Here is a 23,196-nt window from a genome sequence, read left to right on the forward strand (position 1 = left end):
GTGCGCGTCATTTTCGTCGATAACCGAGATTCTTTCGTCTACAACTTGGTTGACCTGACGGCTCGCGAGGCCGGAGTACAGGTCTTCCGCAATACAACTCCTGTAGCCACGCTGCGTGATGCTCTTGAACCGACATCCGCAGAACGCGCTGCGGGCGAACGCCCGCTCTTGATCCTCTCCCCCGGACCGGGACACCCGCGCCAGGCCGGACACATGATGGAAATCCTTGACGTGGCTCTGCAAGAGAAAATCCCAACCTTGGGCATTTGCTTGGGCTTCCAGGCAATGGTCGAGGCCTGTGGCGGAGTCGTCGCTCCGGTCGGCGCAACCCACGGGCGCACTGACCGCGTTGAACTCACCGAGGCCGGGATCGAAGATCCGTCATTTTCTGCTATCGCTGAAGCACCCCGCCCCGGAGACGAGGCCACGCACGGCTACATCTCGATTGCCCGCTATCACTCGCTGGGAACCAGGAGCCTTCCCGAATCTTTGATTTCACTGGCTCATACCCACGATGGAATCGTCATGGCCGCGCGCCACCGCAGCGCTCCGTGCATCGGCCTGCAATTTCATCCCGAATCTATTCTGACCCCCGCCGGACCGATCCTTTTGCGCGGACTTTTGGCTGATTTGACACTTTCCCCCTCGATTTCAAGGAGTTCTCATGAGTGAGTCTTACCTGCACCACGCGCTCAATGGTGCTGTTTTGGACCAAGAACAGGCTCGAAGCGTATTCGAGCAGATGTCACGCGGCGAGCTCAGTGATATTGAAATCGCAGCGTTCTTGGGGGCGCTTCACGCCCGTGGCGAGCAGCCCAGCGAAATCGCGGGTGCCGCCGAGGCCTTCCGACAAGCAGCGCAAAGCTTGACCACCGACGCCACCGGCATCATCGACGTGGTGGGCACGGGCGGTGACGGCGTGGGTACGATCAACGTCTCCACGGCCTCGGCCTTCGTCGCAGCATCCATGGGTTTGAAGGTCGCCAAGCACGGCAACCGTGCAGTGTCCTCGAAGGCGGGAGCAGCCGACCTCATCGAGGCTGCGGGAATTCCCCTGGACCTCTCCCCCGTATCTTCTGCCCAGCTCCTTGAGCGCACAGGCTTTTGTTTCCTCTTCGCACAGAAGTACCACCCGGCAATGCGTTTCGTCGCCCCGGTGCGTGCAGCGCTCAAGAACCCGACGATCTTTAATCTCATCGGCCCCTTGGTGAACCCCGCCCACCTGTCCTATCAGGTTCTGGGCGTGGGCAAGCACGAACTCCTCGACGATGTCGCGCAGGCTCTGGCTTCCCTTGGACTCGAACATGCTCTGGTTGTCCATGGAAGTGGGACCGACGAGTTCGCCGTCCACGGGCAAACTGAAGTCCGTGAAATCACTCGTGAAGGGATCTCCGCCTTCACTTGCACCCCCGAAGAACTGGGGATCACTCCGGCGCCCTTGTCGGATCTGATTGGTGGAGATGCGAGCGATAATCTTCGCCTCATCACTGATGTTTTCAACGGTTCGGGCGTTGCTGCTCAGCGCGACGCGATTGCCGCAACGACGGGAGCCATGCTCTATCTGGCCGGAAAGGCTCCCTCCTTGGTTGAAGGAACCACCGCTGCGCTCGCCCAGCTCGCCAGCGGCGCAGTTGCCGAGCACCTTCAGACAATTGCTTCAACCGCACAAGAATTGAAGACGCAGGAGCAACAATGAGCCAGCACACTTTCTCCCCGATGTCACAGCGCCTGCGCGCCACGGGAACAGTCCTTGATTCCTTGGTTGCAGCGCGACGCACGCGCCTTCCCGAACTCTACGAGGCCTACGGGGACATTGATCCCCTGACTCTGCCTCGATCCGAGCGCTCTTTCGAAGATGCCCTCCGCACCCGCACCTCGGGTGAAAACGGCATCGAGTCGCGCGCCACCGGTCCCGCAATCATCATGGAGTGCAAGTCTGCTTCCCCGACCCTGGGGACAATCATCGAGGGGACATATTCTCCGCGCCTCCTGGCTCGCGCCTATGCTCCCTACGCTGCGGCGATCAGCGTGCTGACCGAGCCCGATCGTTTCAACGGTCGCTTCGAGGACATCGACGAGGTGCGCGCCGAGGCCACTCAGCCGGTCTTGTGCAAGGACTTCGTCATTGATCCAATCCAGATCACCGCGGCGCGAGTGCACGGCGCAGACGCGATCTTGCTCATGTTGAGCGTTCTTGATGACGAGGCCTATCGCGAGCTTTCCTTGGCAGCGCTTCGCTTGGGAATGGATGTTCTCACTGAGGTCGACACTGAAGACGATATGCGTCGCGCACAGCTATTGGGCGCGCGAATTATCGGTATCAACAACCGGGATCTGCGCACACTCAACATTGACAAGGCACGTACTCGCGTACTTGCTCCCCTTGCTCCTGCTGGGGCGGTCATTGTCGGCGAATCGGGTGTGAGCTCTCGCAGTGATGTTGACGATCTTGCCCCTTACGTTGATGCCCTGCTGGTTGGTTCTCACCTTTCTGGTTCTGACGATCCCGCTCACGCGGCGTGGGAGATCACGGACGACGTTCCAAGCGCTGGCCAGGCATACTACGAAGCCCAGGCACGCTCAACGTCATGGGAACCGTACTCAAGCGAACGCCTCGGCGCCGGCGAAGGCGCGGCCACGGCCTCGGGAGAACACCCGACCAAGCTTTCCCCCTACTTCGGAGAGTTCGGCGGACAGTACGTCCCCGAGCTCCTCATCCCTGCGCTCGACCAGCTCGAAGAAGCCTTCATCGAAGCAATCGATGATCCGAGCTTCATTGACGAGATCAACACTCTGTTGCGTCACTTCCTTGGCCGCCCCACTCCGGTCACGGAACTGCGTAACCTCTCCGGCGGAGCAGCACGGATCTTCCTCAAGCGAGAAGACCTCGTCCACGGCGGCGCACACAAGGGCAACCAGGTCCTCGGCCAGGCATTGCTTGCCAAGCGCATGGGAAAGACACGCATCATCGCCGAGACAGGTGCTGGCCAGCACGGCACCGCAACCGCAATGGTCTGCGCACTCCTCGGCCTGGAATGCACGATCTACATGGGCGCGGTTGACGTTGTTCGACAAGCACCCAACGTTGAACGCATGGAACTCATGGGCGCCACCGTCGTCCCGGTCACTGCCGGCAGCGGCACCCTCAAGGACGCCGTCAACGAGGCCCTGCGCGACTGGACAGCGACTTTTGCGACCTCCCACTATCTCTTGGGAACCGCGGCCGGCCCGCACCCCTTCCCCACGATCGTTCGCGAATTCCACCGCATTATTTCCACCGAGGCGCGTGCACAGATGCTCGCCATGACCGGTGGGCTTCCCGACGCCGTCATCGCCTGCGTCGGCGGTGGTTCCAATGCGATCGGAATGTTCGCCGATTTCATCGATGATCCCTCCGTTGCCCTCTACGGTGTCGAACCCGCTGGTGAGGGACTGGATAGCGGCCACCACGGGGCAGCAATCCACGAAGGTAAGGTTGGCGTCCTCCACGGTGCGCGCTCTTACCTCATGCGTACCGATGAGGGCCAAGTCGAAGAGTCCTACTCAATTTCGGCGGGTCTTGATTACCCGGGAGTCGGTCCCCAACATGCCTATCTGTCGGCAAGTGGGCGCGCGAACTATGTGGGGATTACCGACGAGGAAGCGGTCGAAGCTTTCATTGCTTTGTCACGCCACGAGGGAATTATCCCCGCAATGGAGTCCTCGCATGCTCTGGCCTACGCCCTGAAGATGGCAGCAGAGCTTGAAGCAAACGGGCAAACTGCCGGACTGCATGTCCCCGAGGGCCACACTCCCCGACTTCTTGTGTGCCTATCGGGTCGCGGTGACAAGGACCTCGATCAGATACGCGAGCGCCTTGGTGGTTCTTTCTCGCGCGATGGCGCGGTTGCGCGCGCTGCTGAATTGGTCGCACAGGCACGAGCAGGCTCGGGTACCCACAGGACTCATTCCTACGATCTTTCGACCCCCAAGGAGGAGCGATGACCCGCTACGAATCCATGTTCGAGCGCTGCGCGGCTGAGGGGCGCGGGGCGATCGTCCCCTTCGTGATGCTCGGAGACCCCACTGCTAGCGCCTGCGAAGCAATCATCGAGGCCCTGATCGCCGATGGCGCGGACGCTTTGGAATTGGGCATTCCTTTCTCCGACCCGGTCGCTGATGGTGTCGTCATCCAGGAAGCACACCTACGTGCTCTTAATGCCGGAATCGGCTTCGAGGAGTCTTTCGCGATCTTAGGCAGCATTCGCGCAGCTCACCCCGAACTTCCTATCGGCCTGCTCGTCTACGCGAATGTTCCTTTCTCCATCGGTATCGAGCGTTTCTATGCGCGCTGCGCCGAGGTCGGAGTGGATTCGGTCCTCATCCCCGATGTACCAATCCGCGAGGGCAATCCTTTTAGCAAGGCGGCTCTTGCCTGCGGCGTCGATAGCGTCTACATTGCACCGCCTTCGGCCTCCCCACGTACCCTCAGCGATGTCGCGCGTTCGGCCCGCGGGTATGTGTATGCGGTTTCGCGTGTGGGAGTAACCGGCGCCGATCATGAGGCCTCGACCGTCGGCTTGCACGAGGCCGTAGCGACCTTGCGCGAGCAGGCTGCAGCGCCGGTGCTTCTGGGATTTGGGATTTCCCGCCCCGAACACGTGCGCGATGCAATTGAAGCGGGAGCTGATGGGGCAATTTCTGGCTCCGCGATTGTTCGCATTATTGCGCGGCATGCAGCGGAAATCACCGCGCAGGAAGGCCAAGAGTCTTCTCCCGCGATGGATACTCTCCTTTCAGAGCTCCGCGATTTCTTTGTACCCATGCGTCAGGCAACTGTACGCGGGAGCGCGCGCTAGTCATGGATATCCTTCCCGCCCTGGATGTTGCTTCCGGCCTCGCCCTCACGCACCGCAATGCGGATGGGCGTGAGGAGGGGGCCGCTGCAGATCCAATTCGGATCGCCCGCGACTTCATCGATTGCGGGGCGCGCTGGATCCACCTCGTTGATATTGATGCGGCTTTCGGGCGCGGGAATAATGCTGAAGTATTGGGCGATCTCATTGCGCAGGTTCAGCGGTGGAGCGCCCAAAATCCTTGCCGTATTGAATGGTCTGGTGGAGTAAAAGGCGGGGAGGATATCGAAACTGCGTTAAGCGCGGGAGCTGATCGGGTCAATCTGGCTTCGCAGGCCCTGGTTGACCTCGATGAAGTTGCCTCGCTCATCGCTCACTTTGGGGAGCGTCTCAATATCTGCATCGACGTCGAAGAGGGGCGTATTCGTCCGCGCGCTTGCGAAGGCGATGTGGGTGACCTGTGGAGCGTGTGCGGCCGCCTTGAGCGCGCCGGCGCAAGGCGCTACATCGTTACCGAGAAGAAGAGGGACGGAGCGCTTATGGGACCGCCCGTAGAGCTCCTGAGAGATCTACGGGCGAGAACACGTGCTGATCTTGTTGCTTCGGGCGGAATCCGTCACTTGGACGATATCCGTACCCTCACACGCGAGGGCTATATTGACGGCGCAATCGTTGGAAAAGCACTGTATGTGGGAAGTTTAAGTTTGGCGCAGGCTTTGGAGGCCTCACAGAGCGTTTGCTAGCGCTTGGGCAAGTTCCTTTGCTTCTTCTGCGCTCAGTTCAATCACGAGGCGTCCGCCGCCTTCGCTGGGAATACGCATGACAATCCCACGACCTTCTTTTTCTGCCTCTAAAGGACCGTCGCCGGTCCGCGGCTTCATAGCTGCCATGTCCGTTTCCCTTCCGAAAGATCGGTATTTAAACACTTATATTCTACCGGGAACGACCTATTTTAGTAGGGATGTGAACTACTCGTGTCCAACTACTCTTTCCACTGCTTCTTCGGCGCTATCTACCACGTGGAGCAGTTCCGGGTCTTCATCGGAGAGCATTCCAGACGCGCGCATCGTTGAATTAATCCATTCAACCAGCCCGCCCCAGTAGTCCCGACCGACTAAAACAATCGGGAAGGACTTGACCTTTCCTGTTTGAACCAGAGTCGCCGCTTCGAAAAGCTCATCCATTGTTCCAAAGCCGCCGGGCATGACAATGAAACCCAGCGAGTACTTCATGAACATCGTCTTGCGGGCGAAGAAATACCGGAAATTCACGCCGATATTGACCCATTCGTTCATTCCCTGCTCATGAGGAAGTTCAATTCCGAGGCCCACAGAGCTTCCACCAGCTTCCCAAGCTCCACGGTTTGCAGCCTCCATGATCCCCGGGCCACCACCTGTAATAACCGCATAGCCAGAGCGAACCAGGAGCGAACCGATGGTGCGTGCCCGCTCCCAATCTTCACTACCCGCAGGGGTACGAGCCGATCCGAAAACCGAAACCGCTGGACCTAAATCAGCCAGCGCACCAAAGCCTTCGACGAACTCAGATTGGATACGCAGAACCCGCCACGGGTCTTCGTGCAACCAATCCGCGGAAGATTGGCTCCGCAAGAGCCCGGCATCGGAAGTTTCGTGAGGGATCTTTCCTCCGCGAAGGATCACGGGGCCTCGGCGATAGGAAGCTTGCGGTGTGGGAGTATCCATGGTGTCCTCTACTTTTTCTGGGAAAAGATGAGTGGGTCGAAAGGAGTGGAAATGACAAGCTCGCCGGTGATCATCTGCTGACGCATGGTGGCAAGAGCATCCTTCAGTTCCGGAGTCATCAGCGCCTCGTGGGCAGCAAATGGCGCCAGAACCACCCCGTTATTATCAAGAGAATCAATGACCGCCTGAGGGGAAAATTCGCTTCCGCGAGCAGCCGTAATTGCCTCGCTCAGGTGGTCCTTGGTCAACGTCGACACAGCGGTGATGATCTGGGCTGAATTCGTCGGAGCCCCATCCCCCATCCACACGAGCCTTTGGGCAGAGTTATTTCCTGCTTCTTCAAGAGCGCGAAGAGCCCCCTGATTCCCTGCGTCGGCAAAAGGAACAAGAATATCCGCACCGCTGCTCAAGGCTTTCGCGGCCGCATCTTTGATGCTGGATTCATCGTCGCTCCCGGTGAATGTCCCCTTCAGGCGCGTCGGATCCCATCCGAGAAAACGAATTGAGGTTCCGTACGCCTGGTTGTAGGCGTCGATTCCCTGCATGAAAGCATCCATCAGTGCTTGGCGCTCGCTGGTTTCAACTCCCCCAAAGCCGGCGATCGTTCCCGTTGTTGTCATTCCGGCTGTTGCGTAGCCCGCGAGATACGCCCCCTGTGTTGCTTTCGAGGCGATAACCTTGCCGTTGCTCACCTCGCTGGGCTTCCCACCAGCGACGAAATCTGAATCGACCGCAATAAAGCGCACTTTCGAGTACTTGTGTGCAGCCTGAGTCGTGGCCTCGGCAATCCCTTGGCCTTCTGAAACGATGATCGTGCAGCCATCCTCGAGGAGTCCTTTAAGCTCCCCCGCGCCCGTGGCCAGTTTCGTTTCTCCTCCAATCTCCGAGGCCGCCTCTGCGATTGCCCTCTTAGCGGGAGTTTGCGAGGCGTTAGAGTCCCACCCGGAAGCATCGGAGATCCCACAGATCTTCGGCGAAGCCGACGAAGGAGAGGACTGCGACGAGCATGCTCCAAGAAGAAGAACCGCAGTGGTCGCGGCCAGGAGACGCGCTGAAGAGTGTCTGGTCATGTCTTTCATCTTAAAGGAGCTCGGCTTGCCCATTCTGAGACAGGGAATCGACAGCTTTCTTCACGTCCTGGGCACGATTTCGATCAACAACAAGAATTGCGTCCTGCGTTGCAATCACCGCAAGATTCTCAGCACCAACCAAAATGATCTTCTGTCCGGTCATCGAACGGACAAAAGTTTGGGGAGAATCAATGCGTAGAGCCTCACCTTCAGGGCTGATATCGGCGAGAGCATCAAAGTCACCGACATCTGTCCACCCCATGTCGCGAGCTGGAACAACGGCAACGCCCCCTTCAAGCGACAAAGGCTCGGCAATCGCATGATCGATGGCGATCTTCGTCAGCAGCGGCCAATGCTCATCCAAAGCTGTGGAGAAGTCTCCGATCCCCCAAGCCTCGGCGATCTTGCTGAGGTGGAGGTCCATATCCGGATGGAATTGAGCGAGACGACGAACAAGAGTCCCCGCAGTCATGATGAACATGCCCGCATTCCACAGATATCCAGCTTCGACGTAGGCGCGAGCGGTTTGCTCATCGGGCTTTTCGACGAAAGAACTGACAACAGCCCCGTTTTCTGGTTGATCCTGATCGAAAGGATCTCCCGGAGCAATGTACCCGTAAGCCGTTGACGGAGTCGAGGGAGAAAGACCAACGGTGACAACGTAATCACGCTCAGCACAATCGAGGGCGCGGCTGATGCAGGAGAGAAGAACATCGGGATGAGTGATCGCGTGGTCAGCTGCAAAGGAAGCAATGGGAGCATCATCGCCAAAACGCTGGCGAATAATGTAGGCAGCAAAGCCAATAGCGGGCATGGAATCTCGCCCTTGGGGCTCAACTAAGACAGTGATATCGCGCCCCTGGGGAATCTGAGCGCGCACTGCTTCTTCGTGTGCTTTGCCAGTGACGATCGTAAAAGACTGCGCCACAGGATCGAGGCGGTCAATAGTTTCTTGCAGGAGGCTCTTCCCGCTCATACGAAGGTCAAGAAGGAACTTTGGTCGGTCTTTACGCGAGAGAGGCCACAGCCTAGAGCCCACTCCACCCGCGGGAATAATAACGTGCACGCGCTTCATACCATTCAGTGTAATAAACGGGAGGCTCGCCCCTAGGGGCGAGCCTCCCGAAATTAAAGTGAGATCACTCGGCAGATTCGGCTGCTTCCTCGGCGGGAGCTGCCTCTTCCTCTTCTTCGACAACCTCTTCGCTGACCGTGACAACGACGGTCTCGGGATCGAGCTCGGAGACGACGCCCTTGGGGAAGGTCACGTCGGCAACGCGAACCGCAGTTCCGGCCTCGACACCGGTGATGTCGACCTCGATGGACTCAGGGATGGAGGTGGCGGGAGCCTTGACCAGCAGGGCGAACTCTTCCTGAGTGTGCTGGGTGCCGGGGGCAGGCTCACCAATGATGGAAACCGGAACCTCGACGTCAACGAGTTCGCCGGCCTTGACGGCCAGGAAGTCTGCGTGGAGCAGGTTACGGGAAACGGGGTGACGCTGAACTTCCTTCACCAGAGCAAGGTGCTTCTTGCCTTCGATGACCAGCTCGACCAGAGCGTTCTTCTGGCCGCGGACGGCCAGGAAGAGCTCGTGACCGGGGAGATCAACTTGGAGGGGGGCATCGCCGTGTCCGTAAAGAACACCGGGAACCAAGCCTGCGCGACGTGCGCGACGTGCTGCACCCTTACCAAATTCGCTACGGGTCTGTGCGACCAGCGTGGGGTTGCTCATGAGAGCCTCCTTCAAATAGTTCATTCCACGCACCGGCGCTAGGAATCTGAAGGAGGAGTCCTACAGAAAGCCCTGTCGATAACGGCGCTTTCGCGCCCTCGCCGGAGCAACCTAGCTAGGATAGCGCGTTTAACGGTTTCAGGCGACCCCGTCGAACAAAGATGTGACCGATCCGTCGTCGAAAACTTCACGAATTGCGCGCGCGAGAAGCGGTGCAATGGGCAAAATTGTCAACTTCTCGAAACGCTTTTCCGGAGCAATCGGCAAGGTGTCGGTGACGATCACTTCGCTGGCACCGCACTCAGAGAGACGCTGTGCAGCCGGATCGGACAGAATGCCGTGCGTTGCAGCAACGATGACCGAGGAAGCGCCAGCGTTCATGACGACCTTGACGGCCTCGGAAATGGTGCCAGCGGTGTCGATCATGTCATCGACCAGCACGCACTGCTTACCCGCAACATCACCAACGACGCGGTTAGCGACGGCAACATTGGGGCGCGTGGTGTCACGAGTCTTGTGGACAAAGGCCAGCGGGCAACCGCCCAGCTTCGCGGACCATTTCTCGGCAACGCGGATTCGACCAGCATCCGGGGAAACCATGCAGACGTTGCTCAGATCAACGCGGGAACGCACGTAGTCAACCAGCACAGGCATCGCCCACAGGTGATCAACCGGGCCGTCAAAGAAGCCCTGCTCCTGCGAGGCGTGCAGGTCGACGCTCATCACGCGGTCTGCACCAGCGGTCTTGAAGAGGTCTGCGATGAGGCGTGCAGAAATAGGTTCGCGCCCCAGGTGTTTCTTATCCTGGCGCGCGTAGGGGTAATAGGGAGCAACTGCGGTAATACGCTTTGCCGATGCTCGCTTGGCTGCATCGATCATCAAAAGCTGTTCCATCAGCCACTTATTCACTTCACCGGTGTGTGACTGCAAGACGAAAACATCCGCACCGCGCACCGACTCATTGAAACGAACGTAGGTTTCACCGCTGGCAAAGTCATATGCAGTCGTCGGAGAAACTCCGCAGTGCAATTCTTCGCCAACTTGTTGAGCGAGCTCCATGTGTGCTCGACCTGATACAAGAACCAGACGCTTTTCTCCGCTGGTCACCAGCCCCGTCATGCGGTTTGTCCTCCCCGTTTATACGGACCTCACTCGTCGAGCAGTTTCCTGTTCACCGTTCGATCAAAGTGAAAGGCGTTACTATGGTATCCCCTTCAAGGTGTGTGTCACTGACCCACGACGAAGGGACCCGACAACCCGGGCCGACCAGCGCATTTGTCAGTGTTGTTCCCGGGCCGATTTCACAACCCGACGCGATCGTTGTCTGACCGCGAAGAACAGTATGTGGGTGGATCGTTGTATCCGCTTCAATGCGGACATCACATTCGATCCATGTTGAGGCGGGATCCACGATGGATACTCCCGCACGCATGTGCTCACGACAAATTCGGCGGTTCATTTCCGCGGCCAATTCCGCAAGCTGAACACGGTCATTGCAACCCTGCGCCATCCATTGGTCGTCAAGAACAACGCCGTTTGTTACGCAATCAGCCCGGTAGGCCTGCGCAAGAACATCGGTGAGATAGACCTCGCCCTGTTTGTTATTTGTCCCCACATGCATGAGGGCATCGCGTAAGAACTCCCCATCGAAAGCGTAGATTCCTGCGTTGATTTCACAGATCGCACGCTCTTCTTCTGTGGCATCTTTCTGCTCGACGATGCGGCAGACGTCGCCACTTGCGCCGTCTCGAACAATGCGGCCATAGCCGGTCGGATCTTCGACAATCGTTGTCAGCACAGAAACAGTTGCACCACGTTCATCATGAGAGGCAACGAGGTCATTGAGAGTGGCTGCATCAAGCATTGGAACATCGCCGTATGTGACAAGAATCGTTCCCTTGAGGCTGTGGCCACGCCTCAGAAGTTCATCCAAAGCACACTGAACTGCACGCCCAGTTCCAGGGATGTCGTCTTGATCCGCGATGATGGCGTCGGGGTTATTGCGAAGGATTTCATCGGCAACAAGGTCACGCTGGTGGCGTACGACTGCGACTAAATGATCGGGATCCGTACCGGCTCCAGCGCGGAGGGCGTGCCCGATCATCGATAATCCCATGACAGGATGAACGACTTTGGGAAGAGAGGACTTCATGCGTGTCCCAGCGCCTGCGGCCAGAACAATCACTGCAGTGGGAGTAGTCATGTCGCCCTTTCACGCGCGCTCACATTGAGCTCCGCCCCTAGGATTCGAACCTAGACTAAAGGCACCAAAAACCTCTGTGCTGCCGTTACACCAAGGCGGAAGGACACATAGATTGTGCCATAAACACACCCGTCTTGGCATCTAGAACCCCGAGCGACTTGAGCGTGTACGGTTAAGACATGGCCGAGAAACGAATGCGCATGAGCGGTTTTGCCCGCCGAGAGCAACTTGTTGCTGTCGGGCGAAAGACCTTTGCTTCAAAAGGATTCGACGGGACAAGTGTCGAAGAAATTGCTTCTCAAGCCAAGATTTCCAAGCCCGTCATTTATGAGCATTTTGGCGGAAAAGAAGGCCTGTATGCCGTCATCGTCGACCGCGAAGTTCACGCTCTCATGAGCGCGCTTGAAGCCGCCCTTGATTCCCAAAAACGGCCGCGTATGATCCTCGAAGACTCCGCGCTTGCATTGCTGAGCTACATTGAATCGAATTCGGATGGTTTCCGAATTCTTGTGCGCGATGCGCCACAAAATTCCACTTCCGGGTCGTTTTCATCTCTCATGGGTGACATCGCGATCAAGGTCGAGCACCTGCTTGCAAACCAGTTTTCTCAGGCGAATATGAGCCCCAAGTGGGCTCCCCTGTACGCGCAAATGCTCGTAGGTTTGATTGCGCAGGTGGGCCAATGGTGGCTTGATGAGCGTCGGATGAGTAAGGAAGACGTCGCTTCCCACGTCGTCAACCTCGTGTGGAATGGGATGCGGAACCTTCGCCCCTCCCCCGTCCTCCTCACCTCCACTGACGAGGCCAAGTAGGGTTTCCTTATTTTCTTCCCCACCCGGGTGGCGGCTGAAAGGTTAAAGATGCGCGGCCTCGGGGAAGTAGACGGAAAGACCACCGTCGGAAACGGGGAAGGTCGCCCACCCGTCCTCATCGATGACAACGGAGGGGTGTTCACCGATCGCACACACCCAGTTTTCACCGGCACGCCACTGCCCAAGGAATAAACGCTTTTCGCCCGCTAGTCGGTCCGATAGGACAACTGCGCACCCTGTCGAGGGCTCCCCTTCAATGCCCTGTCGGGCAAAACCAACCACGTCGGGATTATCGAAAGCATCAAATTGCGGGCCCTGAGCTGCGGTCTTTCGCGCTTGCATGAGGAAGGGAAGCTCACGCACTGCGGGGAGCACATCCCCACTGCCCAAAAGATCTCCCCAGAAAACACAGGGAACCCCGCTGTCGCGGAAAAGAATCAAAGCGTAAGCAGAGAGCTTGAACCAAGGGGCAACGGTCGATTCCAGTGATTGTCCCGGTTGAGTGTCATGGTTTTCAACGAAAGTCACCGCATTTTGGGGGCGCGTAGCAACCAAAGTATTCGTATAAAGCTGAGAAAGATCAAAGTTTCCGTCTGAGACGGAGGCCTCGTGAAAATGGAAGTGCAAGGGGACGTCGAATAAGCCAATTTGAGGCACTCGATCAAGGTAGGAACACAGCTGTCCCACGTCATAACTCCAGTATTCGCCAACAACCGGTAGAGACTTTCCTGTTGCGGTGCGAAGATCTTTCAGCCAACGCGCAAAGAAATCTGAACCGATGTGTTTGACGGCATCCAAACGCAGGGCATCAATTCCCGTGGTCTCAACGTACCAGCGGCCCCAACGGTCCAATTCTTCATTGACCTGCGGTGAGGAAACGTCAACATCGCAACCCATGAGGTAGTCGTAGTTGCCCAGCTCCTCGCCCGCGCTTGGATCCCACTCTTTGCCATCGAAGAGCCAGACAGCGTTACTCTTCGTATTTTCGTCCCAGTCGATACCTTTGAAACACTGCGAATTCCACTGGAAATCGGAGTAGGTTCCTGCCCGACCTGGGAAGGTAAAACGGGTCCATGCTCGGATCGTCTCTTCATCGGAGATCACCTGCATTCGGTTCCCCGGATCAACCCTGCGCGCTCGAACTTCCTCAGTTTCATCGCCGCCTAGACGATGGTTAAAGACGATATCGGCAATGACGTGGATCCCCGCCTCGTGGAGAGCATCGATGGCTGCGAGGTATTCATCCTTCGTGCCGTACTTCGTGGCGATGCTTCCTTTTTGATCGAACTCACCCAGGTCATACATGTCGTAGACGCCGTATCCAACGTCCTCGCGCCCCTTATAGCCCTTGTACGCGGGGGGAAGCCAAACTCCTTCAATCCCCAGCTCCGCAAGGTCGTGTGCCGTAGCGGCAATCGTCCTCCACAAGCTCTGATCAGCAGGCAAATCCCATGCGAATGCCTGCAAAAGCAAATGATCGTGGAAGTCTTGAGGCTGTGTATCTGATGAGGTGTGTTCTTCGCTCACTCTTTTATCCTGCCAGCCTCGATAGTTTGCCGCGAGTCAACCACGCACAGCTCCTCATAGAACAGCATACGACGGCACGCCACAGACTGGGCAGACGCACCGTAGGAGGCGAATAGAGCTGGTGGGCGCCTCCGAAGGAGACACCCACCAGAAGTTTCAAGGCCGCAACTGCTGCAAGAATTCCACAGCAAGCGAGGCCTCGGGAATCAATCAGATCCCAATCGCGGCGCCAAACTCGGACTTAATTGTCTCCAAGCGCTCGCGAGCCTGCGCCCAGGGGACCTCTGCGCCATCTTCCACGGGGATTACGACTTCGAGGTAGCACTTGAGCTTGGGTTCTGTGCCAGACGGACGAGCAATCACACGGTCGCCGGCAGTAGTGGTGACCATGAGCGCATCCGTACCCGGAAGGCCATCCCACCCCTTCGACAGGTCCACGACTCCTTCGACCTCAGCGCCGGCAAGAGTTGTCGGGGGCTGAGAACGCAGGCGCTGCATGCCCTCTGCGATCAGCTCAAGGCGATCAACGCGGAAGGTCAGAGGCGCGGTCACATGCAGGCCATAGAGCCGTGCCATGCGCTCGAGTTCGTCCTTTGCCGTGCGTCCCTGGCTCTTGAGCATTGCGAACAAGGAAGCGGCGACAACCGAGGTCGCGATACCGTCCTTATCGCGCACGCGCGTGGGATCGGGGCAAAAACCGATGGCTTCTTCATAGCCGAAGTAGAGCCCCGGAACGCGTGCAATCCACTTGAAGCCGGTGAGCGTGTGCTGGTACTTCAGCCCGTGCCCTTGAGCAATTTTGCCCAGTAAACGCGAAGAAACGATCGAGTTTGCAAAGACCGCATCCTCGGGGGCGCTTCCTGCGAGGAACTCTCCCAGCAGTGATCCCGTTTCATCGCCGGAAAGCTGACGCCAACCATTCGACGAGGCCTCATCGGGAACCGCGAGCGCACAGCGGTCAGCATCTGGGTCGACCGCGATGATGAGGTCAGAAGCATGTGCGCGCGCATGTGCAATAGCCAGATCCAGAGCACCGGGCTCCTCGGGGTTCGGGAAGGACACCGTCGGGAAGTCGGGGTCCGGTTCCACTTGCTCTGCAACGAGGCTGACGTTGGTAAACCCGGCCTCGTTGAGCACCTGCTGGGTCAGGGCTGCGCCCACACCGTGCATGGCGGTCAAGGTGATGGCCAGATCTTCCTTGATTTCCGGGCTTCCCTGCGCCAAAGATGCGGCGCGAGCAATGTAGTCCTCGCGAGGATCCACATTGACGATCAGCTCGTCGTTCTGAGCGATCTGATCGGCGAAAGGAGCCGAAGCAATCGCAGAAGCGATCTCGGCATCGAAGGGAGAAACGATCTGGACGCCCTGGCCGGCACCGGTCACGACGGTTCCGCCCAAGTAGACCTTGTAGCCGTTGTCGCGAGGCGGGTTGTGCGATGCGGTGACCATGATGCCCGCATCGGCGTCCAACTCGCGCACGGAGAATGCGGTGAGCGGGGTGGGGTTCTTCAGCGGAAGCAAGAACACTTCGCATCCTGCTGCCGAGGCCACGCGTGCAGCTGCGTGAGCGAAATCAACTGATCCGTAGCGGGCATCGCAACCGATGACGACGCGCGGAGCGCGCGTTGCATGCTTGAGGAGAACCGCGCACAATCCGGCGGTTGCACGGATGACAACCGAGAGATTCATTCGCGATTCGCCCGGGCCAATTTCGCCGCGCAATCCGGCAGTACCGAATTGCAGAGGGCCACTCATTGCCCGATTCAGTTCGGCAAGCGCGCCCTCGTCTCCTGCGCGCGCTGCTTCAACGGCGGAGGCAAGTTCAGCTGCGGTTGCCGGATCCGGATCGTGGTCCACCCACTGTTGAGCTCGTTCAATAACGTTCATTTTTCCCCCTGAATTAGTCTTCAAGACCGGCAAGAATCGCTGCGGTTGCAGAAACGCCCAGACGATTCGCGCCCGCCTCGATCATTGCGATAGCCGTTTGGGCGTCGCGAATACCGCCAGATGCCTTGACTCCCACGTTTTCACCCACGGTTTGACGCATCAGTTCAACGGCGTGAACCGAGGCCCCACCTGCGGGGTGGAAACCGGTCGAGGTTTTGACGAAATCCGCACCCGCGGCTACGGCTGCGCGGCACACGGCAACGATTTCTTCATCGGTGAGAGCTGCGGATTCGATGATGACCTTCAAGATCTTGCCGGCAGGAATCTCAGCGCGAACGGCACGAATCTCGTCTTCGACCTGGTCGAACTTTGCTTCCTTTGCGAGGGCAATATTGATCACCATGTCGATCTCGTCAGCGCCATCGGCAATAGCCTGCTTGGCTTCATAGGCCTTGACATTCGGCTTCACTGCCCCCGAAGGGAAGCCCACGACGCAGGCGACCTTCAGTCCTTCGGGCACCTCAAGCGGGAGCATCGATGGGGACACGCACACGGAATAGGTACCAAAACGTGCACCTTCCTCAACGATCCGCGCGACATCGGCGCTAGTGGCCTCGGGCTTGAGGATCGTGTGGTCAATCAGGTGTGCAACTTCAGACTTCTTCATACTTTTCCTTTTCAAGTCCTCAGATCTGGGCCAGAGGAAGCGCGATCTCCATCATCTGAGTGAAGGCGGTCTGACGTTCTTCCGCGGTCGTTTCTTCGCCGGTCACGATGGAGTCAGAAACAGTGAAGAGACCCAGCGCTTCCACTCCTGCCTCGGCAGCGGTCGCGTACAGGCCAGCAGTTTCCATCTCGATGGCCATGATTCCCATCTTCTTCCAACGATCGTTGAAAGTCGGATCTGCGTTGTAGAAGGTGTCAGAAGAAAGGATGTTACCAACGTGCGTGGTCACTCCCAGTTCCTTTGCATTCTGGCGGACTGCTTCAATCAGCCGGTAGGAACCGATCGGTGCGTAAGTTCCGGGGATGTTGTACTGATCAAGGAAGTTTGAGTTCGTGCATGCGCCCTGAGCGATGACAACGTCGTAGAGGTTGATACCTTCTTGCAGCGCACCACAGGTACCGATGCGGATGAGCTTCGTGCAGCCAAAGACATGGATCAGTTCCCAGGCGTACAGCGAGATTGAAGGAATACCCATGCCCGAACCCATGACGGACACGGGAGTGCCCTGGTAGGTGCCGGTGAAGCCCAGCATGTTACGCACCGAGTTAAACTGCTGCGCATCCTCAAGGTAGGTTTCGGCGATGAACTTGGCGCGGAGCGGATCTCCGGGCAGCAAGATAGTCGGGGCGATAGGAGCCTTCGGGTCAATGTGCGGCGTTGATTTCATGGTTGTCCACTCCAATGCGGTTGTTGTTCTGTCAGTCGGTCATTGCCTCGCAGAGGCACTTCTAGGTGTCTGTCTTCTTAGCCCACGCGGTCCAAAATGATGCTGCGAGCAGCCGGGGCAGTATCGCTGATGCGCACTCCCCCATCCAGTGCTTCGAGAGCACGAGGAATACGCCACTCATCGTCGGTGTGCAGGGTGAAGAGCGCGTCTCCCTTGCGCACGAGTTCCCCCGGCTTGGCGTGAATTTCAATTCCCGCTCCCGCCTGCACCGGATCGTCTTTGACTGCACGGCCCGCGCCCAGCCTCCACGAGGCCACGCCCACGCTGAGTGCATCCATTTCGGAAATGAAGCCATCGGCCTCGGCAGTGACCGTGTGGGTTAGCGCGGAAGTCGGCAAAGCTGCGTCGGGGTCTCCGCCCTGTTCACGGATCATCGCGCGCCACACATCCATGGCGCGACCGTCCTTCAGCGCTGCTTCCACATCGGCATCGGGGCGTCCTGCCATGGTGAGCATGGCGCGAGCAAGTTCAACGGTCAATTCGACGACGTCCGCGGGACCACCACCGGCAAGAACCTCAACGGATTCTTCAACTTCAAGGGCGTTACCGACCTTGAGTCCCAGCGGAGTGGACATATCGGTGAGAAGCGCCTGAGTCTTTACACCGGCATCGCGGCCTAGGTCCACCATGGTGCGCGCCAGCTCGCGAGCGTGATCAATGTCCTTCATGAAAGCACCGCTGCCAACCTTGACGTCCAGAACCAAGGAGTCGGTTCCCTCGGCGATTTTCTTCGACATGATCGAAGAAGCAATGAGGGGAATGCAATCCACGGTCGAAGTGATGTCGCGCAGCGCGTAGAGCTTCTTATCTGCAGGAGCCAGGCCCGCTCCAGCGGCGCAAATCACCGCTCCGCATCCCTCGCCCAATTGGTGGTAGATCTCGTCGTTGGACAAAGATGCACGCCAGCCGGGAATGGCCTCGAGTTTGTCGAGGGTTCCGCCCGTGTGGCCGAGGCCTCGACCGGAAAGCTGCGGCACTGCAACGCCGAAGACTGCAACAAGCGGGGCAAGCGGAAGGGTGATCTTATCGCCCACGCCACCGGTCGAGTGCTTATCCGCGGTAACGCGAGAAATACGCGCAAAATCCATGCGCTCGCCCGAATCGATCATGGCCTGAGTCCACGTCACGATTTCTTCACGGTCCATTCCGCGCAGGAAAACAGCCATGGCCAAGGCGGCCATTTGCTCGTCCTTCATGACCCCGCGCGTGTAGGCATCAATGGTCCATTGAATTTCTTCAGTGGACAGTTTCCCGCCATCGCGCTTCACGCGAATGACGTCGACGGCATCAAACTGTTTCATGATGTCCTTCCTGGGTGTTATTTCGGAGAATGCTTGGCGGGCGCGCACACCATCCAGGGACGTGCACGCCCGCCGCAGTCATTAATCTTCGTTGAATCGTGCCGATGGCACTTCGGTCAGGTCGTGGGGGCCAAAAGCTCCCGGTAGTACTTGTTTCATGGTCATGACACCCTCGGGCATCAAGACCAGGCAGTCATTACCGCCGTGCTCAAAAATGAGCTGACGGCAACGACCACAGGGAGCAACCGGCTCGCAATTCCCGTTCACCGCAACGACCGCCGCGAGGTGACCGCCACCGGAGCGCACCATCTGCGAAACCATTCCGCATTCAGCGCACAGTGTGACACCGTAACCGGCGTTCTCCACGTTGCATCCCGAATAGGTCTGCCCGTCTGTTGTCAGTCCAGCTGCTCCAACGGGAAATCCGCTGTATGGGCAGTAGGCCTGTTCCATCGCCGAAATTGCAAGATCCTGAAGATCTTCCCAATTGATGTCCATGACTCGGTCCTTCTATCTAGCAGTCGATCACTTCGTGTAGGGAATGTTCTCAGCTGCCGGCGGACGGGACTTCCCGACGAATCCGGCGACCGCAATGATGGTCACGATGTAGGGAATCATCGAGATCAGGTCTGAAGGGATGGACTGCTCCAGGTTCGGCAGCAGGCGCGCAAGTGCCTGAGCAAAACCGAACATCAGTGCAGCACCCATGGCGCCGATCGGGTGCCACTTACCCAAGATCATTGCAGCCAAGGCAATGTAGCCATTGCCGGCGGAAATATTGTCGGTAAAGGACAGGTCCGAACCGATGGTGAAGAATGCACCGCCCAATCCCGCAAAACCGGAAGCAAGGATGGCATTGAGGGTTCGCGTGCGATTGACGTTGATGCCGACGGTATCGGCTGCTCGCGGGTGCTCACCGCAGGCGCGAAGACGCAAGCCCCAACGCGAACGGTACAGGTAGATCGCCAAGAAAATCACCGTGGCGTACATCAAGTAGACCAAGATGTTGTGGTTGAAGAGCATCGGGCCAATAACCGGGATTTCTCCCAGGATCGGAATCTTGATATCAGAGAGCGAGAACTTATTCGTATTGAAGAGTTCGGCCTTCTTCGTCATCCACGTTCCGTAGAAGAAAGTCGTCAGACCCGCTGCCAAGACGTTCAAGACCACACCGACGATGATCTGATCCACGCCATACTTGACCGAGAAGAGCGCCAAGAGGCAGCCAAGGAAGGCACCCGCGATCGGCGCTGCGATCAGGCCCGCCCATGAAGTCTGGAAGTACGAGGCAGCCATGACACCTGCGAAAGCTCCCAAGAGCAGGTCACCTTCAATGGCGATATTGACAACGCCAACACGTTCCGAAACAACGCCCGAAAGTGAACCGAAGATCAGAGGCGTTGAAATTGCAACGGTCGAATACAGTGTCGAGGTCAGTGTCACGACACCGCTAGAACCCGAACCTGCATAGATCAGGAATCCGAAGACCGTTGCAATCCCGGCGACAATCATCATGGTGACATCAAGCCAACGCGGATTCTGCCGACGTGCCCATACCGAGTAGATCGACCACATGGCCACCACAAGAGTCAACGCTGTCAGCACCAGAAGGATCGGGCGTCCGGGGGTGACAATATCGTCAATATTGAGGCTCTGGGACTTGTCATTGAGTCGGATGGTGACGTCGCCGCTGACCTTGATCGTGAAGAGAATTTGCAGGAGCACTGCCAGAACGTAGACAACTGGCATCTTCCATGAACGCTTGAGTTGAACGTCATTCATTGTTTGCGTCTGGCTCATCGTGCCTCTCCTTCCGAATCGGTGGAGGCGCCATCGACGACGGCATCGCCGCCTTCAGACGCTGCATTTTCCTTCACTGCCGAGGCCGCGGCCGGACTCTTCCCGTCCTCTTCAGTATGTTCATCGCTGAGCTCAGCGAGCTCAGCGCGCAAGCTCTTCTTGGTTTCCTTGGGCAGGTGGAAGAGCCAGCGAACAAACATGGGGGCTGCAATGAGCAGGACGATCACTGACTGGAGGATCAGGATCATATCGATCGGGACGCCCTTCGCCTGCATGGTGTAGCCACCTGCTTTAAAGGCACCGAAGAGAACACCTGCGCCCAGAGTGCCCAGGGGCTTGTTCCGACCCAAAAGAGCAACCGTAATGGCGTCAAAGCCGATGGTGCCAGTGATATCGCGCGAGACATAACCAACGGTGCCCAAGGCCTCGTTTGCGCCCGCAAGGCCGAGAAAGGCACCCGAGATGGCCATGGTGATTGCGGTAATCTTCCCCACCGAAATTCCGGCGGTACGGGCGGCCTCGGGATTGGCACCAACAGCTCGGATTTCAAAGCCCAAGGTCGAACGTTCAATGAGCCACCAGAAAATGATCACCGCAAGGAGCGCGACGAAAACACCCATGTGAATCTTGAAGGGCGCATCGAGAATGCGAGCGAAAGCGGCTGAATCCGCAACCTTCGGAGTTTGAGGCTGATTAGAACCCGGGACCTGCCACGATGGCTTCGAAAGGATGTAGCCCAGCGCCAAGGTGGCAATCGAGTTCAACATGATGGTAACGATGACTTCGTTAGCACCGGTCTTTGCTTTGAGCACGCCGGCGATTCCGGCGTAAAGAGCACCGGCGACCATCGCTGCAAGAAGAGCAACAAGGGTGTGAATAACGGGAGGCAAGTTCATTGCGAAGCCAACCCACACAGCAGAAAGAGCACCGAAAATAATCTGGCCTTTACCGCCGATATTGAACAACCCTGCGCGGAATCCCAGAGCAAGACCCAAACCGCCCAGCACCAAGGGGATTGAGAAGAACAGGGAATCTGTCAGCGGCTTGATCTGGCGTTGGAAGCTGCGTGCGCCGGGGTCAAAGATTGCCCCGCGGAACATCGCATAATAGGCATCGAGTACCGATGCGCCAGTCATCGCGATCAAAATCGCACCTAGAGCAAAGGCAATGAGAACCGCGAGGATGGAAACGAACCACCGCGATCCCAAGATGTGACGACACACAACCAGTGCCTTCGAAGGACGTTTTGCCTGGGTCATCACTTCTCCTCCTCGTGTGAATCCGAAACCTCAGCGTTTTCCTGCTCGCCCGCCACAGCCTCGTCATAGGGAACGCCGGCCATCATCAAACCGAGCACATCACGCGGGGTATCTGCAGGAACGATACCCATCACGCGGCCTCGATACATCACGACGATGCGGTCGGCCAGCGAAACTACTTCATCCAATTCGGATGAGATCAACAGGACGGGAATGTTCTGGTCGCGAACCTCGACGATGCGCTTGTGGATGAACTCGATCGAGCCCACGTCCACGCCACGAGTTGGCTGATTCGCAACAAGCAGGTTGAGGTCCTTCGACATTTCGCGCGCGACAACGACCTTTTGCTGGTTTCCGCCCGAAAGCGAAGAAATCGGATCACTGATCGACGTCAGACGAATATCGAACTCTTCCTCCTTAGCCCGCGCATTTTGAGCGATGATTCCGAGCTTGAGCATGGGACCGGCCGCGAAACGCGAGTCCTTGTACTGGTCCAGGACCAGGTTTTCAGCGATTGAGAAAGAGGAAATAATGCCATCGGTCGAACGGTCCTCGGGAATGAAGCCGATTCCCGCGTCCAAAGACTTGCGGGGGTTGGCGTGTGTAATGTCGATTCCCTCGAGGAGGATCTCACCGGAGTTCGGGGTGGCCAAGCCCAAAATGGTCTGTGCAAGTTCGGTCTGACCGTTACCTTGAACACCAGCAACCGCAACAATTTCACCACGTTCGACGCTGAAAGATACGTGGTCGAGGAGGGGCAAGCCCGTAGGAGAAAGCATGGAGATCTCCTTGAACTCCAATCCCCCACCGCTTGGATGTGCATCAGCTTTGTCAACGCGCATCATGACCGAGCGGCCGACCATCTTATTGGCCAGCTCAGATTCGGAGTCCTGCGGAGATGCTTCACCGACGACGGTTCCGCGTCGAATGACAGTGATTTCATCTGCGACGGCACGGACCTCGCGCAGTTTGTGGGTGATGAAGACGATGGACGTTCCCGCATCGGCAAGTTGACGCATAATCGCCATGAGTTCGTCGGTTTCCTGGGGAGTCAAAACTGCCGTTGGCTCGTCAAGAATAAGTACCTTTGCTTGACGCGAGAGGGCCTTAACGATTTCGACTCGCTGCTGGGCACCAACAGAAAGGTCTTCGATGAGGGCATCGGGATCAAGATCGAAACCAAAGCGCGCAGAGACTTCTTCAACAGTGCGTCGCGCCTGCGCAAGATCAATCAACCCGCTTGCTTTTGTCGGTTCAAAACCGAGGGCGATCGATTCTGCGACGGTAAAGACCGGGATCAGCATAAAGTGCTGGTGCACCATTCCAATCCCCGCGGCAACCGCATCACCGGGGCCGTTGAAGCGGACCGGCTTCCCATCGATGAGGATTTCTCCTTCATCGGGCTGGTGAAGGCCGTAAAGCACATTCATCAGCGTTGATTTACCGGCTCCGTTTTCACCCAGAAGCGCGTGAATATGCCCTTCTTCGATGGTGAGGTTGATGTCATTATTTGCGACCAGAGGACCGAAACGTTTGGTGATCCCCTTGAGTTCCAACTTCACTGTAACTCCGCCCTTCTGCGCGGTTGAGTTTCGGTTTCAGGATAGCTGAT

22 protein-coding genes and 1 tRNA gene are annotated in these 23,196 nt (G+C 57.7%); 6 read left to right on the plus strand and 17 right to left on the minus strand.

Features of this window, described 5'->3' with window-relative positions; translation table 11 throughout:
* The 5 genes from BQ8011_RS08305 to BQ8011_RS08325 are packed head-to-tail and all read left to right on the plus strand — an operon-like array spanning position 1 to position 5,578.
* Entirely contained in the window at positions 1-672 is a 672-nt protein-coding gene (locus BQ8011_RS08305; protein ID WP_072456266.1) for an anthranilate synthase component II, read from the plus strand.
* Positions 665-1,696 carry an anthranilate phosphoribosyltransferase gene (gene trpD / locus BQ8011_RS08310; protein ID WP_072456268.1) on the plus strand — a complete coding sequence of 344 codons (1,032 nt, stop codon included), beginning with the start codon at positions 665-667 and terminating at the stop codon, positions 1,694-1,696. Before BQ8011_RS08305 ends, trpD begins: the two co-directional genes overlap by 8 nt.
* On the plus strand, positions 1,693-3,984 hold the full coding sequence (gene trpB, locus BQ8011_RS08315; protein ID WP_072456270.1) for a tryptophan synthase subunit beta: 2,292 nt from the start codon (positions 1,693-1,695) through the stop codon (positions 3,982-3,984). The genes trpD and trpB overlap by 4 nt, the downstream gene beginning before the upstream one ends.
* The gene (trpA, locus tag BQ8011_RS08320; RefSeq protein ID WP_072456272.1) at positions 3,981-4,838 is read left to right on the plus strand and encodes a tryptophan synthase subunit alpha; all 858 of its coding nucleotides are present in this window, start codon (positions 3,981-3,983) and stop codon (positions 4,836-4,838) included. Before trpB ends, trpA begins: the two co-directional genes overlap by 4 nt.
* Before the next feature lie 2 nt (positions 4,839-4,840).
* The gene (locus tag BQ8011_RS08325; RefSeq protein ID WP_072456274.1) at positions 4,841-5,578 is read left to right on the plus strand and encodes a HisA/HisF-related TIM barrel protein; all 738 of its coding nucleotides are present in this window, start codon (positions 4,841-4,843) and stop codon (positions 5,576-5,578) included.
* Here the strand turns inward: BQ8011_RS08325 and BQ8011_RS08330 are convergent.
* From BQ8011_RS08330 to BQ8011_RS08365, 8 genes are all read right to left on the minus strand, one after another.
* Positions 5,561-5,725, minus strand: coding sequence for a DUF3117 domain-containing protein (locus BQ8011_RS08330; protein WP_072456276.1), 165 nt, complete (start codon positions 5,723-5,725; stop codon positions 5,561-5,563). The two genes, BQ8011_RS08325 and BQ8011_RS08330, sit on opposite strands and share 18 nt — an antisense overlap.
* A 78-nt stretch (positions 5,726-5,803) precedes the next feature.
* Positions 5,804-6,538, minus strand: a complete 735-nt coding sequence (locus tag BQ8011_RS08335) for an LOG family protein (protein WP_072456278.1) — start codon at positions 6,536-6,538, stop codon at positions 5,804-5,806.
* Positions 6,539-6,546: 8 nt separating this feature from the next.
* Complete coding sequence (locus BQ8011_RS08340; RefSeq protein WP_072456280.1) at positions 6,547-7,608, minus strand: BMP family lipoprotein; 1,062 nt, start codon at positions 7,606-7,608, stop codon at positions 6,547-6,549.
* 10 nt (positions 7,609-7,618) lie between these two features.
* Positions 7,619-8,683 (minus strand): mannose-1-phosphate guanylyltransferase, encoded by a 1,065-nt coding sequence (locus tag BQ8011_RS08345; RefSeq protein WP_072456282.1) that lies wholly within the window; start codon positions 8,681-8,683, stop codon positions 7,619-7,621.
* Between the two features lie 64 nt (positions 8,684-8,747).
* Entirely contained in the window at positions 8,748-9,341 is a 594-nt protein-coding gene (locus tag BQ8011_RS08350) for a 50S ribosomal protein L25/general stress protein Ctc (protein ID WP_072457759.1), read from the minus strand.
* Positions 9,342-9,479: 138 nt separating this feature from the next.
* Positions 9,480-10,460: a ribose-phosphate diphosphokinase gene (locus tag BQ8011_RS08355; protein WP_072456284.1), complete on the minus strand. Its 981-nt coding sequence runs from the start codon at positions 10,458-10,460 to the stop codon at positions 9,480-9,482.
* 52 nt (positions 10,461-10,512) lie between these two features.
* Positions 10,513-11,544, minus strand: coding sequence for a bifunctional UDP-N-acetylglucosamine diphosphorylase/glucosamine-1-phosphate N-acetyltransferase GlmU (locus tag BQ8011_RS08360; RefSeq protein ID WP_034501823.1), 1,032 nt, complete (start codon positions 11,542-11,544; stop codon positions 10,513-10,515).
* Between the two features lie 29 nt (positions 11,545-11,573).
* Positions 11,574-11,644 (minus strand) — tRNA-Gln (locus tag BQ8011_RS08365).
* A gap of 79 nt (positions 11,645-11,723) precedes the next feature.
* On the opposite strand from BQ8011_RS08365, the gene BQ8011_RS08370 reads away from it, so the two are divergent.
* Positions 11,724-12,356: a TetR/AcrR family transcriptional regulator gene (locus BQ8011_RS08370; RefSeq protein WP_072456286.1), complete on the plus strand. Its 633-nt coding sequence runs from the start codon at positions 11,724-11,726 to the stop codon at positions 12,354-12,356.
* 42 nt (positions 12,357-12,398) lie between these two features.
* On the opposite strand, the gene BQ8011_RS08375 is transcribed toward BQ8011_RS08370, so the two are convergent.
* From BQ8011_RS08375 to BQ8011_RS08415, 9 genes are all read right to left on the minus strand, one after another.
* Positions 12,399-13,883 (minus strand): alpha-amylase, encoded by a 1,485-nt coding sequence (locus tag BQ8011_RS08375; protein WP_072456288.1) that lies wholly within the window; start codon positions 13,881-13,883, stop codon positions 12,399-12,401.
* A gap of 210 nt (positions 13,884-14,093) precedes the next feature.
* Complete coding sequence (locus BQ8011_RS08380; RefSeq protein WP_072456290.1) at positions 14,094-15,770, minus strand: phospho-sugar mutase; 1,677 nt, start codon at positions 15,768-15,770, stop codon at positions 14,094-14,096.
* 13 nt (positions 15,771-15,783) lie between these two features.
* Complete coding sequence (gene deoC / locus BQ8011_RS08385) at positions 15,784-16,437, minus strand: deoxyribose-phosphate aldolase (protein WP_072456292.1); 654 nt, start codon at positions 16,435-16,437, stop codon at positions 15,784-15,786.
* 19 nt (positions 16,438-16,456) lie between these two features.
* Positions 16,457-17,164: a purine-nucleoside phosphorylase gene (gene deoD / locus BQ8011_RS08390; RefSeq protein WP_072456294.1), complete on the minus strand. Its 708-nt coding sequence runs from the start codon at positions 17,162-17,164 to the stop codon at positions 16,457-16,459.
* A 77-nt stretch (positions 17,165-17,241) separates the two neighbouring features.
* Positions 17,242-18,525: a thymidine phosphorylase gene (locus tag BQ8011_RS08395; protein WP_072456296.1), complete on the minus strand. Its 1,284-nt coding sequence runs from the start codon at positions 18,523-18,525 to the stop codon at positions 17,242-17,244.
* Between the two features lie 81 nt (positions 18,526-18,606).
* On the minus strand, positions 18,607-19,023 hold the full coding sequence (locus BQ8011_RS08400) for a cytidine deaminase (protein WP_072456298.1): 417 nt from the start codon (positions 19,021-19,023) through the stop codon (positions 18,607-18,609).
* 27 nt (positions 19,024-19,050) lie between these two features.
* Positions 19,051-20,325, minus strand: a complete 1,275-nt coding sequence (locus BQ8011_RS08405) for an ABC transporter permease (RefSeq protein WP_072456300.1) — start codon at positions 20,323-20,325, stop codon at positions 19,051-19,053.
* Positions 20,322-21,584, minus strand: coding sequence for an ABC transporter permease (locus tag BQ8011_RS08410; RefSeq protein ID WP_034501852.1), 1,263 nt, complete (start codon positions 21,582-21,584; stop codon positions 20,322-20,324). The genes BQ8011_RS08405 and BQ8011_RS08410 overlap by 4 nt, the downstream gene beginning before the upstream one ends.
* Positions 21,584-23,146, minus strand: a complete 1,563-nt coding sequence (locus BQ8011_RS08415) for an ABC transporter ATP-binding protein (RefSeq protein WP_072456301.1) — start codon at positions 23,144-23,146, stop codon at positions 21,584-21,586. The genes BQ8011_RS08410 and BQ8011_RS08415 overlap by 1 nt, the downstream gene beginning before the upstream one ends.
* Between the last annotated feature and the right edge of the window lie 50 nt (positions 23,147-23,196).

This window comes from Actinomyces marseillensis (genome assembly GCF_900155605.1).
In the GTDB taxonomy this organism is placed as follows: domain Bacteria; phylum Actinomycetota; class Actinomycetes; order Actinomycetales; family Actinomycetaceae; genus Pauljensenia; species Pauljensenia marseillensis.

Excerpts from the sequence above, each read along its gene's own strand:
- trpD (WP_072456268.1), top strand. The coding sequence starts at position 665 with ATGAGTGAGTCTTACCTGCACCACGCGCTCAATGGTGCTGTTTTGGAC.
- trpB (WP_072456270.1), top strand. The coding sequence starts at position 1,693 with ATGAGCCAGCACACTTTCTCCCCGATGTCACAGCGCCTGCGCGCCACG.
- trpA (WP_072456272.1), top strand. The coding sequence starts at position 3,981 with ATGACCCGCTACGAATCCATGTTCGAGCGCTGCGCGGCTGAGGGGCGC.
- BQ8011_RS08325 (WP_072456274.1), top strand. The coding sequence starts at position 4,841 with ATGGATATCCTTCCCGCCCTGGATGTTGCTTCCGGCCTCGCCCTCACG.
- BQ8011_RS08330 (WP_072456276.1), bottom strand. The coding sequence starts at position 5,725 with ATGGCAGCTATGAAGCCGCGGACCGGCGACGGTCCTTTAGAGGCAGAA.
- BQ8011_RS08335 (WP_072456278.1), bottom strand. The coding sequence starts at position 6,538 with ATGGATACTCCCACACCGCAAGCTTCCTATCGCCGAGGCCCCGTGATC.
- BQ8011_RS08340 (WP_072456280.1), bottom strand. The coding sequence starts at position 7,608 with ATGACCAGACACTCTTCAGCGCGTCTCCTGGCCGCGACCACTGCGGTT.
- BQ8011_RS08345 (WP_072456282.1), bottom strand. The coding sequence starts at position 8,683 with ATGAAGCGCGTGCACGTTATTATTCCCGCGGGTGGAGTGGGCTCTAGG.
- BQ8011_RS08350 (WP_072457759.1), bottom strand. The coding sequence starts at position 9,341 with ATGAGCAACCCCACGCTGGTCGCACAGACCCGTAGCGAATTTGGTAAG.
- BQ8011_RS08355 (WP_072456284.1), bottom strand. The coding sequence starts at position 10,460 with ATGACGGGGCTGGTGACCAGCGGAGAAAAGCGTCTGGTTCTTGTATCA.
- BQ8011_RS08360 (WP_034501823.1), bottom strand. The coding sequence starts at position 11,544 with ATGACTACTCCCACTGCAGTGATTGTTCTGGCCGCAGGCGCTGGGACA.
- BQ8011_RS08370 (WP_072456286.1), top strand. The coding sequence starts at position 11,724 with ATGGCCGAGAAACGAATGCGCATGAGCGGTTTTGCCCGCCGAGAGCAA.
- BQ8011_RS08380 (WP_072456290.1), bottom strand. The coding sequence starts at position 15,770 with ATGAACGTTATTGAACGAGCTCAACAGTGGGTGGACCACGATCCGGAT.
- deoC (WP_072456292.1), bottom strand. The coding sequence starts at position 16,437 with ATGAAGAAGTCTGAAGTTGCACACCTGATTGACCACACGATCCTCAAG.
- deoD (WP_072456294.1), bottom strand. The coding sequence starts at position 17,164 with ATGAAATCAACGCCGCACATTGACCCGAAGGCTCCTATCGCCCCGACT.
- BQ8011_RS08395 (WP_072456296.1), bottom strand. The coding sequence starts at position 18,525 with ATGAAACAGTTTGATGCCGTCGACGTCATTCGCGTGAAGCGCGATGGC.
- BQ8011_RS08400 (WP_072456298.1), bottom strand. The coding sequence starts at position 19,023 with ATGGACATCAATTGGGAAGATCTTCAGGATCTTGCAATTTCGGCGATG.
- BQ8011_RS08405 (WP_072456300.1), bottom strand. The coding sequence starts at position 20,325 with ATGAGCCAGACGCAAACAATGAATGACGTTCAACTCAAGCGTTCATGG.
- BQ8011_RS08410 (WP_034501852.1), bottom strand. The coding sequence starts at position 21,584 with ATGACCCAGGCAAAACGTCCTTCGAAGGCACTGGTTGTGTGTCGTCAC.